The organism is Flavobacterium hydrophilum, assembly GCF_003202405.1.
Classification (GTDB): domain Bacteria; phylum Bacteroidota; class Bacteroidia; order Flavobacteriales; family Flavobacteriaceae; genus Flavobacterium; species Flavobacterium hydrophilum.
On record NZ_QJHL01000006.1, the window covers coordinates 211492 to 231619 of the forward strand.

The window sequence follows — 20128 nt, forward strand, 5'->3', positions numbered from 1 at the left end:
AAACTATTTCAATCTGAATTTCTTTTGATAGACATTCTTCAAATTATTTTCAAATAACGTATAAGGATCGTCATAAAACTTTATAAAATCAGGGACACTTAACTGGCCAGGGAAAGGTGCATAATAATGTGTCGGACTTGTAATATCGTTACGCCAGACCAAAACATAAGCCAGTTCTAACTTTTCCGATTGCAATGTTTTTAATAGTGTTTGTGTCCACCATGTAGAATTTGGAATAGATTCTAAACCTGTCTCTGTAAAAGCGGCTAATTTTTTCTTTTTGATTGCAATACCTGAAATTATTTTCAATTTCTTCTTAGCTGCTTCCAGATCATACTTGCCCTCACGTCCAAAATCTCCGTAATCATCCATTCCAAAGAGATCTACGTAATCATCTCCGGGATATCGCTCCAAATATTCTTCTTCAGAATTAAACCGATTATCTGGTGAAAAAGCATAAATAAAATTATGAACCCCCAAAGTATCTCTCAAATAAGAAACTGTAAATTGCCAGACAGTTATAAAATCTTCACGGAAAGTATATTTTTTACCCCACCAGAACCAGTCGCCATCAAATTCATGAAAAGGTCTGAAAATCATAGGAGCTAATTTGCCGTCTTTTGCTTTAACCGAATGAGCAAAATCGGCAATGGTTTTTAAAATTTCTTTGTATTCTTGGTGATGAGAACCACCAGGCTTAATTAAAGAAATTGAAGCAGTCGAAATTCCGTCTTTCCAATAAAAACCTCCATCTGATGCCGGATTATTAAAATGCCAGGACACAGTAGTAATTCCGCCCCGTCCATAAGTATCAATTACATTTTTTTTTAACCTTTCTTTCTCTTTTTCAGTCTTCTCTTTTGATTGTCCGGAAAAGTCACTGAAATCAATTCCCACAACTGCAGGATGTGAACCGGTTACTAATTTGACATCTGACTTATTATTTTCATTAGACCATCCATGTCCATATTCCAGTGCATGCTGATGCCCAAATAAAATATGTTCTTTTGAAATCAGTTTTAAATTGTTGTATAAATTCTTAGTTTCCTTTGTTGCATTTTTATCAATTTGTGCAAAAAGAAAATGCCCTGCTGTCATTAACACAATTAGCAAGGCATTTTTTTTATTTGGAAATATATTCATGGTTTAAATGGTTAATTTAAACCCGAAAATTACTCTTTTGAAGCAAGATATTCTGATACATTTTTATCAATACGTTGGTCAATATTATCAATATCAGCCTTAACGAATTTTTCTCCTAAAATATTCTCGTATAATTCAATATATCTTTCAGATACTGATTCAATGTAAGCATCCGTCATTTCAGGAATCTGCTGACCTTCCTGTCCCTGAAAACCGTTTTCGATCAACCAGCGTCGTACAAACTCTTTTGATAATTGTTTTTGCTCTTCGCCTTTGTCTTGTCTTTCCTGATAACCATCTGCATAAAAATAACGGGAAGAATCCGGAGTATGAATTTCGTCAATTAAAACAATAACACCTTCTTTTGTTTTTCCGAATTCGTATTTAGTATCCACTAAAATCAAACCACGCTCTGCAGCAATTTCTGTTCCTCTTTGAAATAAATCACGTGTGAATTTCTCCAAAACAATATAATCTTCTTCAGAAACAATTCCTTTTGCAAGAATGTCTTCGCGTGAAATATCTTCATCATGTGAACCATTATCAGCTTTTGTAGTTGGTGTAATAATTGGTTCAGGGAATTTATCATTTTCTTTTAAGCCTTCTGCCATAGATACTCCACAGATCTGTTTTCTTCCTGCAGCATATTCTCTCGCAGCATGTCCTGAAAGGTAACCGCGAATTACCATTTCTACTTTAAAAGGCTCGCACAAATGCCCAACAGCAACGTTTGGATCCGGAGTTGCAATCAGCCAGTTCGGAACAATATCTTCAGTCAATTCCATAAATCGTGTAGCAATCTGATTTAAGATTTGCCCTTTGTACGGAATTCCTTTTGGTAAAACCACATCAAATGCCGAAAGCCTGTCAGTAGCGACCATTACTAAAAGTTCATCATTAATATTATAAACTTCTCTAACTTTTCCGCGGTAAACTGATTTCTGGTTTTGGAAATTAAAATTTGTGGTTGTGATTGTATTGCTCATTTTCCTTGGTTGTATTGTTTTATAAATGCAAATTTAAAATTATTTCACATAGTTACACCATTAAACGGATTAGATAAATTAGAAATCGTATTAAAATTCAAATAAAAAAAATCCCTGAGTTAGTATTTCAGGGATTTAAAGTTCTAAATTATATAAATTAGCTTGAAGCCAATTCTTTATCAAGTATTTTTGACGCAATATATCTCGCCACACCATCTTCGGCATTGGTTTTTATAACTTCCAAATCGGGCAAAGTTTCTTTCAATAAAGCCGGAGCATTTCCCATGATTAAGCCTTTTCCTGCCGCTGATAACATCTGAACATCGTTGAATCCATCTCCAAAACATACAGCTTCTTTCAATGTAAAGCCTTCTTTTTCAAGAGCCCTCTCAATAGCTACCGCCTTATCAATTGACTTATCCATAAATTCCAGACAAGTTGGCAAGCTAAATGCATGATGTAAATGTTCTGAAGAATTTGCCAGAACAGCATCTTTTAATTTCACTAATTTTTCATGGTTATCACACGAAAAGAAAATTTTAATAGCTCCAAAATCTTCCAATGTTTTATAATCAACTAATTCGGGATGATATTTTAATTCAGCCTGAAAAGCATTTAGTTTTTCGCTCACTTTATTGGTTTGCCAAACATTCTCTTTGAATAAAACTACTGTAATTTCAGGATCAATTTCAACATTCAAAGCTGCTTTTACAACATCACTGTCTAAATTAAAAGAAAACAATTCTTCTTTTTCCGGCGAATGAATTCTGGCTCCGTTTGAACTTACTAAATAAACAGGGACTTCAAGCGTTTCGATAATAGCCATCGCATCAAGATGATGGCGTCCTGTTGCTACAACAATAAGATAATTTTGATTGTGAAGTTCCTGAAAAATGGATTTGGTGTAATCTGAAATTCGGTGTTGAGGGTTGAGTAAAGTACCGTCTAAATCGCTTACTACAACTTTTATATTTTTAAGCTTAGTCATATTAATAATCAAATATTTATGAAGTGCAAATTTACCGCTTTCTGGCGGGAAGAACAAAGTTTAAATGATTCTAAAGCCCGAATTAAGGGAAGTTTATTATTTATTTAACTATTTGCTTATCTAAGTATAAGTTTTACGATACTGATTTTAAATCATATTTTCATTCCTTTTTTTTCTTTAAATAATCAGAAGGAGATATTTTGTAATATTCCTTAAAGCAGGTGCTAAAATATCCTGCACCATTAAATCCGACTTTATAAGCAATGTTTGCGATATCAGTTTCACCTGCATCCAGAAATTGTTTTGCTCTTTTTAAACGAAGTTCGCTGACAAATTCTACCGGCGTTATATTGGTAAGGCTTTTAAATTTTCTGTAAAAGGTCACCCTTGACATATTTAGTGTTTTTGCAATAACATCAATATTAAATTTCGGATCATTCAGGCTATTTTCTACTAAAGTTATAATGTCTTTTAAAAACTGCTGATCCTTGGTTGTAATGACAATTTCCCCAGGATTCAGCTCAATCTTTTTTGCATCATTTTGTAGACTATCAAAAATTTTCTTTCTGAATTTTATTAAATTTTGGACAGAAGCAATTAGAAAATCTGTTTCAAAAGGTTTTGTAATATAATAATCTGCCCCATAATTCAATCCTTCAATTTTACTTTCAACAGATGATTTTGCCGTTAATAAAATTACCGGAATATGGCTGGTTTCTGTTGTGTTTTTAATTTTGTCTAATAATTCTATACCATCCATTTCAGGCATCATAATATCACTGATTATTAAATCCGGAAGTTTATCTGTCGCAATAAGCAAACCTTGCTTCCCGTTTTCAGCTTCCAAAATTTGGAAGAAACGCTGTAATTGGTTTTTTAAAAATTTCCTTAATTCAGGGTTATCTTCTACAATAAGAACCAAAGGGAGTTTTGAGTTACTTTCCTGAAGCTGATTTTCATCACTTTGTTCATCAATAACGAAATGTTTTTCTAATTTTTCTTCAGCAAAATTTGGTATAGCAGGGGGATTGGTTTTTAAAATTTTATTGCTTAAATCTATTTCTATGCAAACAGTCAGACCTTTATAATCATTATTAATGGCATAGATAGTGCCCTGATGTAATTGTATATATTCCCTGCAAAGCGCAAGGCCAATTCCAGTGCCGACATTTTTATTTTTATCGGTATTGGTTTCATAATAAAGTTTAAAAATATCCTCCAATTTATTTTCTTCTACACCAACACCCTGGTCAATAACATTAATTTTTAGAAGGTTATTATTTTCGACTTTTAATTCGATTATGATGCTACTGTTATTAGGAGAAAATTTAATAGCATTCGATAATAAATTATAGATTACAATATCCATTTTTGCTCTGTCGAGATTTACAATAAGCTTTTCAGAGCCGGATTGGGCTTTAATTTTGATATTTTTCTCGTGTGCTGCCTGAGAAAATAAAGAAATGATTTCATTTACAAATGGTATAAGTTCTATAGATTCAACATGAAGTGTTTCATTGCCGCTTTGGACTTTTCTAAAATCAAGCAATTGATTTACAAATCGCACCAATCGATTCGTGTTTTTTCTCACAGTTTCTATATATTCACTGCCTAACGGACTAAATTCTTCATTTTTAGCAATTTCTTCCAGAGGATTAACTATTAGCGTAAGTGGTGTCCTTAATTCATGAGAAATATTGGTGAAAAAGCTTAATTTTAGTTCGGTCATTTTTTGTTCTACAACAACCTTATTTCTTAATCGAATCATTGAATAGGCAATTCTCCTTGAAATTTCCAGTATAACAAGAATCAAAACTGCATACACAAAATAAGCCCAATTGGTTTTCCAAAATGGAGGAGTAATAGTGAAGGATAATTTTTTGCCCGGTGTATTGGTGTACAAATCGGTATTTAAACATTTCACTTCGAATTCGTAGTCTCCCGGATCTAAATTTGTAAAGGTTGCTTTTTTCTGATTTTTCACCTGATGCCAGGTGTCATCAAGACCTTTTAATCTGTAGGCGTATAATTGTTTATTATTGGATTTATAATCTAAAACGGTATAATAAATACTAACCGTATTGTGCAGATGATCTAATTCGATTTTGTTATTATAATTTATATCTAATTTTAAAGGTAATTCTGCCGATTTTACATTCGAAATTTTATTGTTTATTTCAAAATTTGTAAAAACCATTTTTGCATGATTCTCCTGGGGTTCAATTTTTCCAGGATCAAAATTTAAGTAACCATTAGTACATCCAAAAATCAAATTGCCATTTTGCAGTTTTAAACCAGATGATTCTGAAAATCGGGTTTTAAGCAAGCCGTCATAAGAATCATAGTTTTTAAAGGTTTGGCTGGACAAATTAAATTTTGAGATACCATTTTCAGTCGCCAGCCATAAGTTTTTATAATCATCTTCAGCCATGCTCAGGATAAAATCACTTGGGAGACCATTTTTTTTTGTGAAATTTTTGAATTTTAAACGATGATTTTTTTCAATGGCCAGATTAAGTCCGCCTCCGGCTGTTGAAAGCCATATTTTGCCATTTGAATCAGTAAACATAAACAAGACATCATTACTATTTAGGCTGAATTTGTCTGTGGAACTTTTTGTGTATCTTGAAAATTTTAATTGATCTGCTTCGTAATTATCCGGATCAAAAGTTACTAATCCGTTTGTTGTGGCTATCCAGATTTCACCCTTATATCCTTGTATCAGGTATCTGACCTTGCTGGACTCTTCATAAGGATAATTCCGGAATTGATGTTTAAAACTCAATTCTCCATTGTTTTCCTCCAGTAAATTTATTCCATGTTCGAAAGTTCCCACCCAAATGCGTCCTTTTTTATCTTCTAAAACAGAGTAAATCAAATCACTGCTTATACTTTTAGGATTACTTTTATCTGCTTTAAATTGTTGTAATGTATATTGAGAATTTTGAACATTAACAGGTGTTGCTTTGTATAAACCTTTTCCTTTTGTACCTAACCATATATTTCCTTTTGAATCTCCAACAATGGTATATATCAGACCAATATCCTCTGCTTTAAAATTTACAAACAGATTTTTTAATTCCTGATTGTTCTGATACACTTTTAATTTTCCTGCTTTTGAAGCAATCCATAATCTGTTTTTCTTATCGTTATAAATCGCTCTGACTTCATTTTCGAGTTTATTAGTGGTATTACGGACTAAAAACTTTTGCTGAAAAATATTTTTTTGAAGGATAATTTTATGAATACCCCCGTCATTGGTACTGATCCAGAGAATTCCCGAACGGTCGAAATAAGAACTGGATATGATATTTGAAAATTTCTGATCCTGGTCTCCGGGTTTATTAAAAAAGTAATCTAAAGAATTTGTTTTTTGATTGTAATATCCAAAACCACCACCTTTTAATTTGACCCACACTCTATTAAAATTATCTTCAAAAACGCCAAAACTGTTTTTTAGCTGAATAATAGAAACATCTGCTTGTTGAGAAAAAAACTGAATACTTTTAGTTTTTGGATTAACCATTAAAACTCCTTTTTTATTGGGTTCAATCCACAAATTTTCTTGCTTATCCTGATAAATTTTATAAATAGGATCATTAGAAATTCTAAGTTTAGAGTCAATTTTTTGTATCGCAGTATTGAAGGTAATCAATTCACCGGAAGAAGAAGTCAGGAATAGTAAATCCTCATTATTAGATTTTATAATGGAGTTTATACTTTTTTCGCTAATCGTTGTTTTCGAATATTTTTTACTGTTTTTATTATAACAAATCAGTTCCCCATTACTCGTACCAAACCAAATCGTATTTTCTTGTGTAAAGAAAGACGTTATATTATTGTTTCGTATTATATTTTGACTTTTGTAATTTTGATTTTCAGATTGGGTTATCCTGTCTACACCCTTGTCAGAACCAATCCAGAGAGTGTTTCTTTTATCCGAAAAAACAAAGTTTAAATTGTTAGAAGTAATAGCAAAATTGTTTTTTAAGTGTTGTTCAAAATGGGTGATTTTAATTTGGTCATCACTCATTTTTTGTGCCAGGTAGATCCCTTTCTTTACAGTAGTCAGCCAAACGTTTCCATTAGGAGTTGGAATAATATTATCAAATTCAATTTTATTTGTGCCAATTTTATTTGCTATAGAAAGAAAGGATTCAGTTTTTTTATCAAATCTGTAAATCTGATCATCATAAGCTTTAAGCCAAATGTATCCGAAAACATCTTCCTTAATTAAATCGATTCGGTTATTACCTAAAGTGTTATGATCTCCTGCTGTTGCTTTGTAGGTGATGAAATTTTTTCCATCAAATCTGTTGATTCCATCCCATGTTGCAAACCACATAAAATCATCTTTTCCTTTTATGATGTCCCTGATTACATCATGAGAAAGGCCATCTTCAGTAGAGTAATTTTCTATTTTGCATTTTATTTGAGCTTCTGAATTATTTGTGAAAGCAATAAATAAAAGACTGGTAAAAAAGTAAAAAAATAAAGTTTTATTCATTCAGTAATTTCTGTTTTGATGATTTAGTATTATCAGCTTTTAAGATCTGTTTTTTATCTACGAAATCGTTTTCTAATCATTATTCGAAAATAGTACATTTAGAAGCAGATAATATTCATTTTAAACTAATAAATGGGTTTAATGAACAAAAATTGAAAGTAAATGCACAAAAATTGAAATCCGTTCCTGTTTTATTAAAATAATTTTGGCGAGATATAATTGTTGATTGATTAAAAATTTAGCATTAAAAATATTGCATTGCTATTTTATATCCGATAAATATAAAAATTTATTCTGTTTTAACTTTCAATTACTATTTACTAACTCAACCAAACTTTTATGAAGAAACTCGACTTTTTTATCCTATTTATTATAGGTTTCTTATCAATTAATTTATCTATTGCACAAAATTTTAGTCCGGACATTATTGTTGATATCAACGGAACCGGAAATTTTACTTCTATCCAGGCGGCATTTGATGCAGCACCAGCAGGTACACCTACCATTATTTATGTCAAAAGAGGTTTATATGATAAGGAAAAATTACTCGTTCCTGCCAATAAAACCAATATTACTTTGATTGGAGAAAGCAGGGAAGAAACCATTATTTCTTATGATATTTATAACTGTAATGATGGCGGAGATGGTTTATGTCCGGATGCTAAGGTTGCACTATGGGGCAGCAATACTAATTTAATTAGAACAGCGGCAACACTTACGATCATGGCAAATGATTTCAGGGCAGAAAACATTACGATTAGAAATACCGCCGGGCCCGTAGGACAGGCTCAGGCTATTACGCTGCAGGCTGACCGAAATGTATTTGTAAATTGTGACATAGCAGCTTATCAGGATACTATTTATTTTTGGACAGCCGAAACTTCACGCGCTTATTTTAAATCCTGTATGATTCTAGGCCGTACCGATTACATTTATGGTCGTGGAATAGGTGTTTTTGATCAATGTGAGATTAGAAGTTACGGAGGAGCATGGATCACAGCACCTTCAACTGAAGCTTCGCAAACATATGGCTTTGTATTTTATAAATGTAATTTGACCTATCAGCCTAATAGCCCAAGAAATGGCGATGATGGCGTAAAAATTAAATTCGGACGTCCATGGCATGAATATCCCAAAGTAGCGTGGCTGTATTGTTCAATGCCTGCAGAAATTGATCCTTTAGGCTGGGGTGATAAATGGAACATGACTTACTCTGATACAGATACCAGACTTCATTTATACGAATGGATGAATACAGGTCCCGGAGCTGATATGAGTGGAAGGGCAAATTGGGCAGGACTTAGAGCCATGATGGATCAGGCAGAAGCGAATTTATACGAGCCAAAAATTGTTTTGGCAGGTTCAGATAATTGGGATCCCACTGCTATCGCTCCAACTGTAACAGTTTTCAACTGGGACGGAGGTGCTGCAAATACAGGTTGGCTTGAAGCTGACAATTGGAATCCAAACGGGCTTCCGGCAGTTTCAGAAGTTGCAAATGTAGATGGCAATTTTACAATAAATGCAAATGGAGGAAATTTTGCTTCAGATTTGAATTTACTGAATGGAGCTACTATTGATGTTTCGACAAATAGCTCAGCAACTTTATTAACACTTAATCAGGCTGCTATTTCATCTTCAGCCACTGCTTCATTATCCGGAAATATCAAAACTAAAGGAACAGTAAATATCAATGTATCGGGAAATCTGAATATCAATGCTATTTTAAGCGGTGTGCATCAAATTACAAAAACAGGCAACGGTATCGCTCAGTTCAATAACAATAACTCAGGTTATAGCGGGAATTTAGTGATTGAAGGAGGTGATTTACAAGGCAAAGTTGCAAACTCATTAGGAAATTCAGCTAAAATAACGGTAAAAACTAATGGGAAATTAACAATAGATGTCAGTAATGCTGTTCAGCCAAAAACAGCGCTTTATACAGAAGGATCAGCATCTATAGTACTTAATAAGGATATTACAATTAACGAATGGTATAACAATGGTATTTTACAGCCTATTGGTATTTACGATGCTGCCACAAATGCTGCTACTATCAGCGGGACAGGTAAGATAATCATTGGAAGACCAAGTGAATTTGTTTTTTTGGGTGGACTTTGGGATGATGTAAGTAAATACTCGCCGGCTTTGCTTCCAAAAGCAGGAGAAAAAGTCAACATAAACAGTGGAATAACAATTGAAACGACTCTTTCACAATTTGAGGGCGATTTGTATGTAAAAACAGGCGGAACAATTCGTTTACGACAAACAAAAGATTCAAAATGTTTAGGTCCTGTAAGAATGTCTCAGGGAAGCATAATTACTTATGCAACAAGTGGTACAGGTATGTATTTAAATGCTTCAATCATTACAGAAGGTGATGTTTCTCTTACGATGAGCAGTAATAATGTGGCTGGAAATACAATGGATTTACCGGGAACATTTACCGGTTCAAATAAAGTAATTGTACGTAACATCAGGGATTTTGCCAGTACAGCAACTGCAAAACTGGGAGGAGACAACAGTAATTTTACAGGAATATGGGATTTGACACTTGCTGCTGCTAATGCCGGAGGTTCAGCGGCAATTAACGGAACCGTTGAAAATGCTTTTGGAAAAGCGACAATCAATTTGGCAGCAACCAATAAAGCTGTTTTTAATCATGCAAAATGTGCTGGAGATGAATTAAACATGAATATTACCGGATCAGCTTCTGCAGTATTAAACACGGCCGTTACTGTTAAAAAATTTACTTTAAATGGTATCCTCCTTGCAGATGGTACATATTCTGCAACTACACACCCGGGTTTACTTACAGGCACAGGCTCAATTATTGTTAATTCTGCAAGTTTAGGTTTGAATGAAAATGTTTTTTTACAAGATAACGGAATGCTGAAAGTAAATGGCGTAATTGAAAACCTTGATGTTTACTCTCTTGCAGGACAACGCGTTTATCATACAAAAGCTACTGCTGAAATTGATTTAAACGGACTGAAAACCGGAATCTATATTGTTCGCTATAAAATTAATGGCAAACAAGGAGCTGTTAAGGTGTATAAAAGATAATACAATCCTTTCTCAATAAATACCACAAAGTATATGTCTGTTCATGTACCACAATTTATATAAAATAAAATCCAAAAATGAAATCACTATTATCTAAATTATTTATTGTTGCTTTTATTTTTTGCAGCATCATTTCTGCAAAGGCACAAATTACACTTCATACCATTGGCGATTCTACAATGGCTACTTACGACGAAAATACTTCTGATATTCGGGGCTGGGGTATGATGTTCCAACAATTTTTTAATACAGGGGTCACGGTTAACAACCGGGCAAAAAACGGTGCCAGCAGTAAAAGTTTCTACATGGAAGCTCCTTATTGGACAACCGTAAAGCAACAGATAAAATCAGGTGACTATGTTATCATTCAGTTTGCTCATAATGATGAGAAAAACGGAGGGCTTGACGGAGGAACTGATGCTGCAAATCCAATCAACGGAACGGATTACAGAGGTACAAATCCACAAACAACCTACAAAGAATATCTTCGAAAGTATATTGATGAAACCCGTGCCCTGAATGCTACGCCGGTTTTAGCGACTTCTTTGTGTCGAAAATATTTTAGCGGAGGTACAATTACCCGCAAAGGGCTGCATGATTTGGGTCCCGATTTTAGTCTTCCGGCTACAGATCATACATATGATTACGCTTATGCCATGAAAGAAGTTGCAGTAGAAAAAGGCGTACTTCTTATCGACTTAACAACGCTGACAAAAAATCTGGTTGAATCGTATGGCGATGCTGCCAGTACAGCGCAGCTATATGTTTCTGCTGATTCTACGCACCCAACAGCATTATTAGGAACCTTAACTGCCCGATTATGTGCCCAGGAAATGGTGAAACAAAATATTTTAGCGTCTTACATCAATACATCAAGTGATGTACTGATTAATCCAACTGCATGTGATTTTGGAGATGCCTATACTGGACAGACAATTACAAAAGAGGTCACTATTACAGGTTTTGACCTCACACCGGCTGCCGGAGCGTTTAGTCTTTCTGTAGACAATGGTTTCCTGATTGCTGCGAATAAAACAGATACGTTTAGTTCGTCTATAAACATGAATTATACCGGAGGAAATCTTGCGTTTACAAAATTTTATATTTCCATAACACAATCGGCTGGAGGAAATAAAACAGGCACACTTACTGTAACTAATGGGGCAGTAACAAAAAAAGTTCCACTGACAGCTAATTTTATTACATTAACGGGAGGAACTGAAGTCAATTTAATTTGGGGATTAACCGCAAACGACAGTTATGTTTTACAAGGTCCTGCAATTGCTGTGGATCAATCGCATACCGGCATGTCTGTTCAGTCCTATGCTGCACCTGCTAATTCTCAAACGGCAAGCACTACATGGCCAGCTGCCAGTGGTTATGATACGACAAGAAAAACACAAAGAAACGACCCACAAGGAGGAAGCTGGCCAGCCGGAGAGATTGATGAGGTATCTACTCGTTATACCCAATTCGGAATTTCTCCTGCCGCAGGAACTGAATTAAATGTTGATTTGATAAGCTTATATGTTGGCGGAGCCGGCGGTAACGGAATGAGATGCCGTATTTCTTATTCAGTTGATGATTTTGTAACTACATCAGTAGTAGGAGAGTTACAAAGTATGACATCCAATACCATGTATGCTGTTTCGAAAATACCGGTTCTTAAAGTGCCTTATGGAAAAACCTTAAAAGTTCGTGTTTATCCATGGTACAATACTACTTCTGCAACAACAGGAAAAAGAATTTGCCTTTCGGATGTCAGGATTCACGGAGTAGCACTTCCTGCTACAAATTTAGCTACCGATGATTTTTCGAAAAACCAGTTAAAATGGATTGTAAAAGATGGTTTTATCAAAATAGAAAATGCTCCTTCAAACAGTAAAATCACAATTTATGATTTAACTGGAAAACAAGTCCAGGAATCATCAATTCTTAATGATAATTCAAGTCTTGAATCGCCAAAAGTTAACGGTATTTATATCGCAAAGGTGGAATCAGAAGACGGTGTGAAAACAATAAAGTTTTTAGTACAGTAAAAATAATTCCATCAAGTAAAGTTTATAATACAATTGAAGTTTAATTGAAGCCGTTAAATTTAATGATTTAGCGGCTTTTTGATTATGATAACCCCGAATTTAAAATTCAATCAAAAAAATATTCGTTTTCCACATTTTTATTATGCAGAAAACGAATATCAATAAATGCTAAAATACAATTCACGGTTTACATTTAACATTTTACTAAAATTAATTAGTCGTGATTTTCAATCTGCTTATAAGCATCAATCACCTTTTTCACTAATCTGTGGCGTACAATATCTTTATCATCCAGATAGATAATTCCGATACCTTCAATATCTTTCAGAACCAAAATAGCTTCTTTCAGACCGGAAATAGTCCTTCTAGGTAAATCTACCTGACCGGGATCTCCCGTAATCATGAATTTTGCGTTTTTCCCCATACGGGTCAGAAACATTTTCATTTGCGAGTGGGTGGTGTTTTGTGCTTCATCCAGAATTACAAATGCATTATCTAATGTACGTCCACGCATAAATGCCAAAGGCGCAATCTGAATAATGCCTTTTAAAATATAATCTTCGAGCTTTTCGTTTGGCAGCATATCACGCAAAGCATCGTAAAGTGGCTGCATGTACGGATCGAGTTTTTCCTTCATATCGCCGGGTAAAAAACCAAGATTTTCGCCTGCTTCGACTGCCGGACGTGTAAGAATGATCCTTTTTACTTCTTTGTCTTTCAGCATTTTTACCGCCATTGCAACACCCGTATACGTTTTTCCGGTTCCTGCAGGACCAATAGCAAACACCATATCATTTTTTTTGATTGTATCAACAAGTAATTGCTGATTAGGCGTCATGGCTTTTATAATTTTACCGCCAACTCCATGCACCAGTATTTTGTCATGATCTAATGATTTTCTTTCATCTTGACCATCACTCATAATCACACGTTCAATTACGTTATCGTCAATGTTATTGTATCGGGTAAAATGAAGCATAAGCCTCTGAAATCTTTTTTCGAATTCATCTAAAACTTCTTTTTCGCCAAATGCTTTCAAAGTTGTCCCTCGTGCTACGATTTTAAGCTTTGGGTAGTACTTTTTAATGATTTCTAAATGGCTGTCCTGAGCTCCCCAAAAGTCTTTTGGAGCGATGTCTATAAGCTCTATAATTCTTTCGTTCAAATGAGGTAAATTTAAATTAAAATAAATTTGTTTGTAAATCTATTGTTGTCGGGTATGTTTATATCTTTAAATGCAAATTGTCTTTTCTTTCTTTCAATTTGTATTTACTATTATTAGCTTTGCATTTCTCAAATTTAATGAAAATTAGATTGAAATACTACCAATAGTTATAAACAAAAATATGTCAATAATTACCCTTACTACCGATTACGGCTTGAAAGACCACTTTGTTGGTTCGCTTAAGGGTAAAATACTTTCAGAATATCCTGAAGTACAAATTATTGATATTTCTCATGACATTGATCCATTCAACACTGCCGAAGCAAGTTATGTTATCGGAGCATCCTATTTAAGTTTTCCAAAAGGAACCGTGCATTTAATTGGTGTTGATATCGAACGCAATAAAGAGAATCAGCATATTGCTATGGAATGGGACGATCATTATTTTATTTGTGCCGATAACGGTATTTTAAGCATGCTTACGCAGAAGATAGTTCCGCAGAAAATTGTCGAAATCAATATTCATGATCGTTTTCCTACTGAATTCAGTGATTTGGATATTTTTATTCAGGTCGCCTGTCATATTGCAAAAGGAGGTTTGTTGAATGTTATCGGAAAAGAAATTCAGGGCATCAAACAAATAACCGAATTACAGTCGGTTGTAGCAAACGACGGGAATTCGATCAAAGGGTATGTGATCTACATTGACCATTTTGGGAATGTTGTCACTAATATTTCTAAAAAGCAATTTACTGAAGTTGCGAAAGGGCGTACTTACGAAATTGTTATGAAGCCAAAAAATATAAAGACCATTCTTCCTAATTATTCGGCTATCGCAACCTCAGATAAATATCCTATAAAGACATATGAAGGCGAAAAATTGGCCATTTTTAATGAAGCCGGTTTTCTCGAAATTGCCATTTTTAGAAGTAATCCTTCAAAAGTAGGTTCTGCAAATAGTTTGTTGGGACTGAATTATCGTGATGTAATTACGGTGCAATTTCTGAATTAGGATTTTAAAATGATAAATTCCGTAATAGTGCTTCAAATTGGAATTATTAAAAATTTACTGAAATGAACGATCTATTTTGGTATTTTTGCGCGCTGTTAATTGAATAAACAAATCAACAGATTAAAAGAATAAACGTTTTTACATGAAATCAATCATTTTACGGGAAATAAAATCCTTTTTTGGCTCTCCAATTGGCTATTTGGTCATTGCGATTTTCTTAATCAGCAACGGGCTGTTTTTATGGGTTTTTGAGGGAGATTACAATATTATGAATACTGGCTATGCCGATTTAACTCCGTTTTTCACCTTAGCCCCATGGATTTTGATTTTCCTGGTTCCCGCTGTTACCATGAGAAGTTTCTCTGATGAAAAAAAACAAGGAACACTTGAATTGCTTTTAACTAAACCATTATCGATTTGGGAAATTGTAAACGGAAAGTTTTTAGGTGCAGCGTTGTTGATTATTCTGGCAATTATCCCAACATTTATTTATGTAAAAGTGATTTCAGATTTAGGATTACCAGAAGGAAACATCGATATGGGAAGCACTATTGGTTCTTACTTCGGATTATTATTTCTGATTGCTTCCTATTCTGCAATTGGAATTTTTACTTCAACACTTTCAGAAAATCAAATCGTTGCTTTTATCATTTCTGTTTTTTTATGCTTTTTCCTTTATTTCGGATTTGAAGGATTGGAATCTCTCATTCCTGGTTTTTCAGGTTTTGTATCTGCATTGGGTATGCAGGATCATTTTAAAAGTATGAGTAGGGGAGTAATTGACACTCGTGATGTAATTTACTTTTTAAGTATTACAGTGCTGTTTTTGTCTTTTACAGTTTATAAATTAAAATCCTTTAAAGTCTAATGAAAGCATCTACTCAAATAAATATCAAAACATTGTGGATTACTATTTTTATTTTAGTGATGCTAAATGTATTAGGAACTCTATTTTTCTACCGATTTGATTTAACAAAAGACAAACGATACACTTTGTCCGAAACTTCTTTAAAGATTGTAAAACAAGTTCAAAATCCATTATCAATCAAGATTTATATGGATGGTGAGCTTCCTGCAGATTTTAGACGTTTACAGCAGGAAACCAGACAGTTGCTAGAAGAATTCCAGGCTTACAATCCAAATGTAGTTTTTGAATTTGTAAATCCGCTGGAGAGTGAAGAAGAAAGCGCAGATTTAACAAAATCATTATTCCAAAAAGGACTTACGCCAATTAATATAACAGTTGACGACAAAGGAAAACAATCTCAGGCAATGGTTTTTCCATGGGCAGTAGCGGTTTATAATAATAAAGAAGTTAATATTCCTTTGTTGAAAAACATTATGGGAGCTTCTACGGAACTAAAAGTCAAAGGATCAATTCAGCATTTAGAATATTCTATTGCAGATGCGATCAATAAAATCACTAAAGACAAGCAAAAGAAAGTTGCGATTATTAAAGGAAATGGTGAAATGAAAGAAATTCATATTGCCAAAATGCTGATGCAGATTCGGGAAAGCTATTACATCGGGCCTTTTACTTTAGATTCTGTTGCCAAAGATCCTAATCGAACTTTAGAGGCTTTAAAAAAATATGATTTAGCAATTATCGCCAAACCTACTGAATCTTTTTCTGATGGAGAAAAACAGGTTTTGGATCAATTTATAATGAATGGCGGAAAAACATTGTGGCTGATAGATCAGGTTGCTGCTGATATGGATAGTCTTTACAATAGTGCAGGTGCAACTTTGGCATACCCAAGAGATTTGAATTTGAATGATATGTTCTTTAAATACGGATTCCGAATTAATCCTGATTTGATAAAAGATGAACAAGGAAGTCCAATTAAATTAGCTACCGGAGAACAAGGAAGCGCAACACAATACCAGGATTTTATTTGGAAATTTGCCCCGCTTGTTTCACCTGAGAGCAAACATCCAATTGTGAAAAACTTAGGCGGAATCAAATTTGATTTTACAAGCCCAATTGATACATTGAAAAACGGAATTAAGAAAACAGTTTTGTTACAGTCATCTCCTTACTCTAAAAAAATAGGTGCTCCTGTTGAGGTTAATTTAGGCATTGTTTCAGAGCAGACTTCTCCAAAAGATTATCTTAATAAAGGAAATTTATTGCTTTCTGTTTTATTAGAAGGAAGTTTTCATTCTGCTTTTGAGAATCGTGTTTTGGCTTTTAAAGAGAACACATTTTCAGCAAACGGAAAACCAACTAAAATGATTGTAGTATCTGATGGAGATATTGCTAAAAATCAATTGGATAAAAATAGTATGCCAGTTGAATTAGGGTACGACCAACGCTCAGGAAACTTATACGACAACAAAGATTTTATAATGAACTGTATCAATTATTTATTAGATGATACCGGACTTATTAACATTAGAAGCAAAGATTTAGATTTACCGTTATTGGATAAAGAGAAAGTTTACGAAAACTATACTCAGACGCAATTCATAACTATCGGGCTTCCAATCCTGATTTTATTGATTTTCGGATTGGTGTTTACCTACATTCGTAAAAGACAATACAGCAAATAGATGTTAATAAAAAAATTGTAAAACTAAGATTGTTTACGATATATTTGTAATCCCTATTTTTAGGTTCATATTATTAAAATAGGTTCAAAAAAATTAAAAACAGACAGATGAAATTTATAGTATCGAGTTCGTACTTATTAAAACAATTACAAGTTTTAGGTAGTGTAATTAACAGTAACAATACGTTGCCTATTTTAGACAATTTCCTATTTGAACTAAACAATAATGAGTTGACAGTTTCGGCATCAGACTTAGAAACCACAATGTCAGCTACATTATCAATCGATTCTAAAAGTAAAGGAAGCGTGGCTGTGCCTGCAAAACTTTTACTTGAAATTTTAAAAACATTCCCGGAACAGCCTTTGACTTTTACGGTTGAGGATAATAATACCGTTGAAATTAGTTCTAATTCGGGGAAATATGCATTAGCATATGCTGCAGGAGAAGAATTTCCAAAATCAGTAAATCTTGAAGATCCATCTGTAACACTTGTTCCTGCAGATGTATTGGCAACTGCAGTAAGCAAAACTATTTTCGCAGCAGGTAATGACGATTTACGTCCGGTAATGTCTGGAGTTTTCTTCCAGTTTTCACCTGAAGGATTAACTTTCGTAGCGACTGATGCTCATAAATTAGTCAAATATGCACGTACAGATGTAAAAGCATCTCAGGTTGCAGATTTTATTATGCCTAAGAAACCTTTGAATATCTTAAAAAGTATCCTTGGAAGTTCTGATGCAGAAGTAAAAATTGAATATAACGATTCTAATGCAACTTTTTCGTTTGATAATTATATTTTGATGTGCCGCCTAATTGATGGAAAATATCCAAATTATGAAGCGGTGATTCCAAAAGAAAATCCAAACAGGTTAATGATTGACCGTTCTTTGTTTTTAAGTTCTGTTAAGCGTGTTGCGATTTTCTCAAACAAAACTACTCATCAGATTCGTTTGAAAATTGCAGGAGCTGAATTAAATGTTTCTGCTGAGGATATTGATTACTCAAACAAAGCCGAAGAAAGATTAACTTGTGATTATCAGGGAGATGATCTTCAAATTGGTTTCAACTCACGTTTTTTAACAGAAATGCTGACTAACCTGCAATCTGACATGATCATGTTGGAGATGTCATTGCCTAACAGGGCTGGGATTCTAACACCTGTAGATGGTTTAGAAGAAGGAGAAACTGTAACAATGTTGGTAATGCCTGTGATGTTAAATAGTTAACATTAAAACCGGGATTTGTTACAAGGATTTTTTTTAGTTTCAAATTAAAGGCATATCATTGTAAAAAAAAATATCGCTATTAACCAACCATTTTTTATACCTAAAAACCGCAACTCTTAATAAGAGTTGCGGTTTTTTATTTTTAGTTATTCATGAAAAGCTTGAAATTAAGAAAATCTGAATATTTTACTCTTATTGTTTTCTTAAGCGAAAAACATTTTTGGCGGCATTTAATTATTTTTGTAGTATGAAAATAGAAATTTGGTCGGATATTATGTGTCCGTTTTGTTATATAGGAAAAAGACAATTGGAAAAAGCTTTGGCTGAATTTCCAAATGATGAATTTGAAATTGAATGGAAAAGTTTTCAACTCGATCCATCAATAACTCCTCAGCCAGATAAAGATGTATATACTTTTTTAGCTGAGCGGAAAGGTATTTCAATTGAACAGTCAAAAGAAATGCATATAGGAGTTGTTGAGCGTGCGAAAAATGTTGGCTTGGATTATCATTTTGAAAAAGCTGTTATTTCAAATTCATTAACGGCTCATCGTATTATACATTTAGCTAAAACCAAACAATTGAATGGTGAAATGGAAGAAATTTTCTTTAAGGCATATTTTACAGAAGGAGAGGATTTAAATGATGCTTCGGTTTTAATGAAATTAGGGATTCAGGTAGGGTTGCATGAAAATGAAGTTCGCGAAGTAATAGAAAATGAAAATATGTTTTTGAATAATGTGCAAAAGGATATTGCCGAAGCGCAGGAAATCGGAGTGCAGGGTGTTCCGTTTTTTGTTTTTGACAGAAAATATGCCATTTCCGGAGCGCAGCCCCTTGAAACTTTTTTACAAACAATTAATGAAGTAAAGAAATAAGACTGGATATTTATGAAATCTCAACCCTTGGAGTTTTTTTAGAAAACCTGCCGGGGTTGTTTTTTATACATATATAAGTAGAAAAGTATACTATAGTATATAAGGGTAAACTTAAACGAAGTTTTAATTATGTTTTAAATGTCAATTGTCCTGCAGAGCTAAGTCAAAGCCGTTTTAAGTTTTGATTTTAATAAGGAGTTTTCTCTCGCTTCCGCTACAATCTTTTATTTTGAAACCCAAAATAAAAGGATTTTCATTGTTATGAGGCTATAGCGGCTTTTTTCAGGAAAAGAGAGGGGATGGGTTTAGGGGTTTATCGTCTTTTTTGAGATCAAATATGTGATGAAAAGCTTTTTGATGCTTTGAATTTTGTTAATCAAAGCGCCCCAAAAGACAAAAACTCCACAAAATCAAGATGGCAAAATGCCTGAAAACTACCAAAACAACACAAAAACAGAGAAAAAGCTTACAAGTGATCAAAAAAGTTTTGTTTGTAAAAAGGGTTTTATCAGAGAGTTAAGGGGAATATTGAAAAAAGGTTTAAATTATGCAATAAAAAAGCTTGT

Annotated in this window: 13 protein-coding genes; 8 read left to right on the forward strand and 5 right to left on the reverse strand. The window is 33.7% G+C overall.

Features of this window, described 5'->3' with window-relative positions:
* Positions 1–3: 3 nt before the first annotated feature.
* The 4 genes from DMB68_RS20865 to DMB68_RS20880 all read right to left on the reverse strand — a co-directional run bounded on the left by DMB68_RS20865 (position 4) and on the right by DMB68_RS20880 (position 7624).
* Entirely contained in the window at positions 4–1143 is a 1140-nt protein-coding gene (locus tag DMB68_RS20865) for a glycoside hydrolase family 26 protein (RefSeq protein ID WP_110348572.1), read from the reverse strand.
* Positions 1144–1172: 29 nt separating this feature from the next.
* Positions 1173–2129, reverse strand: coding sequence for a phosphoribosylaminoimidazolesuccinocarboxamide synthase (locus DMB68_RS20870; protein WP_110348573.1), 957 nt, complete (start codon positions 2127–2129; stop codon positions 1173–1175).
* Between the two features lie 157 nt (positions 2130–2286).
* On the reverse strand, positions 2287–3117 hold the full coding sequence (locus tag DMB68_RS20875) for a Cof-type HAD-IIB family hydrolase (protein WP_110348574.1): 831 nt from the start codon (positions 3115–3117) through the stop codon (positions 2287–2289).
* 160 nt (positions 3118–3277) lie between these two features.
* Positions 3278–7624 (reverse strand): hybrid sensor histidine kinase/response regulator transcription factor, encoded by a 4347-nt coding sequence (locus DMB68_RS20880; RefSeq protein WP_110348575.1) that lies wholly within the window; start codon positions 7622–7624, stop codon positions 3278–3280.
* Positions 7625–7963: 339 nt separating this feature from the next.
* On the opposite strand from DMB68_RS20880, the gene DMB68_RS20885 reads away from it, so the two are divergent.
* Together DMB68_RS20885 and DMB68_RS23435 are read left to right on the forward strand one after the other, a co-directional pair.
* Complete coding sequence (locus DMB68_RS20885; protein ID WP_110348576.1) at positions 7964–10690, forward strand: pectinesterase family protein; 2727 nt, start codon at positions 7964–7966, stop codon at positions 10688–10690.
* A gap of 77 nt (positions 10691–10767) precedes the next feature.
* Entirely contained in the window at positions 10768–12729 is a 1962-nt protein-coding gene (locus DMB68_RS23435) for a GDSL-type esterase/lipase family protein (RefSeq protein ID WP_165830179.1), read from the forward strand.
* Between the two features lie 214 nt (positions 12730–12943).
* Here DMB68_RS23435 and DMB68_RS20895 read toward each other — a convergent pair whose 3' ends face one another.
* Complete coding sequence (locus DMB68_RS20895) at positions 12944–13894, reverse strand: PhoH family protein (protein WP_110348577.1); 951 nt, start codon at positions 13892–13894, stop codon at positions 12944–12946.
* 181 nt (positions 13895–14075) lie between these two features.
* Here DMB68_RS20895 and DMB68_RS20900 point away from each other — a divergent pair, with 181 nt between their 5' ends.
* From DMB68_RS20900 to DMB68_RS23695, 6 genes are all read left to right on the forward strand, one after another.
* Positions 14076–14906, forward strand: a complete 831-nt coding sequence (locus tag DMB68_RS20900) for an SAM hydrolase/SAM-dependent halogenase family protein (RefSeq protein WP_110348578.1) — start codon at positions 14076–14078, stop codon at positions 14904–14906.
* Between the two features lie 142 nt (positions 14907–15048).
* Positions 15049–15774, forward strand: a complete 726-nt coding sequence (gene gldF, locus DMB68_RS20905; RefSeq protein WP_110348579.1) for a gliding motility-associated ABC transporter permease subunit GldF — start codon at positions 15049–15051, stop codon at positions 15772–15774.
* Positions 15774–17459 carry a gliding motility-associated ABC transporter substrate-binding protein GldG gene (gene gldG / locus DMB68_RS20910; protein ID WP_110348580.1) on the forward strand — a complete coding sequence of 562 codons (1686 nt, stop codon included), beginning with the start codon at positions 15774–15776 and terminating at the stop codon, positions 17457–17459. The genes gldF and gldG overlap by 1 nt, the downstream gene beginning before the upstream one ends.
* 107 nt (positions 17460–17566) lie before the next feature.
* Entirely contained in the window at positions 17567–18685 is a 1119-nt protein-coding gene (dnaN, locus tag DMB68_RS20915) for a DNA polymerase III subunit beta (RefSeq protein ID WP_110348581.1), read from the forward strand.
* A gap of 247 nt (positions 18686–18932) precedes the next feature.
* On the forward strand, positions 18933–19562 hold the full coding sequence (locus tag DMB68_RS20920; protein ID WP_110348582.1) for a DsbA family oxidoreductase: 630 nt from the start codon (positions 18933–18935) through the stop codon (positions 19560–19562).
* Positions 19563–19931: 369 nt separating this feature from the next.
* The coding region (locus tag DMB68_RS23695) for a hypothetical protein (protein WP_231131708.1) at positions 19932–20128 on the forward strand (197 nt) is incomplete at its 3' end.

Coding starts and splice junctions, on each gene's coding strand:
- DMB68_RS20885 (WP_110348576.1), top strand. CDS start 7,964: ATGAAGAAACTCGACTTTTTTATCCTATTTATTATAGGTTTCTTATCA.
- DMB68_RS20875 (WP_110348574.1), bottom strand. CDS start 3,117: ATGACTAAGCTTAAAAATATAAAAGTTGTAGTAAGCGATTTAGACGGT.
- gldG (WP_110348580.1), top strand. CDS start 15,774: ATGAAAGCATCTACTCAAATAAATATCAAAACATTGTGGATTACTATT.
- DMB68_RS23435 (WP_165830179.1), top strand. CDS start 10,768: ATGAAATCACTATTATCTAAATTATTTATTGTTGCTTTTATTTTTTGC.
- DMB68_RS20880 (WP_110348575.1), bottom strand. CDS start 7,624: ATGAATAAAACTTTATTTTTTTACTTTTTTACCAGTCTTTTATTTATT.
- DMB68_RS20900 (WP_110348578.1), top strand. CDS start 14,076: ATGTCAATAATTACCCTTACTACCGATTACGGCTTGAAAGACCACTTT.
- dnaN (WP_110348581.1), top strand. CDS start 17,567: ATGAAATTTATAGTATCGAGTTCGTACTTATTAAAACAATTACAAGTT.
- gldF (WP_110348579.1), top strand. CDS start 15,049: ATGAAATCAATCATTTTACGGGAAATAAAATCCTTTTTTGGCTCTCCA.
- DMB68_RS20865 (WP_110348572.1), bottom strand. CDS start 1,143: ATGAATATATTTCCAAATAAAAAAAATGCCTTGCTAATTGTGTTAATG.
- DMB68_RS20920 (WP_110348582.1), top strand. CDS start 18,933: ATGAAAATAGAAATTTGGTCGGATATTATGTGTCCGTTTTGTTATATA.
- DMB68_RS20870 (WP_110348573.1), bottom strand. CDS start 2,129: ATGAGCAATACAATCACAACCACAAATTTTAATTTCCAAAACCAGAAA.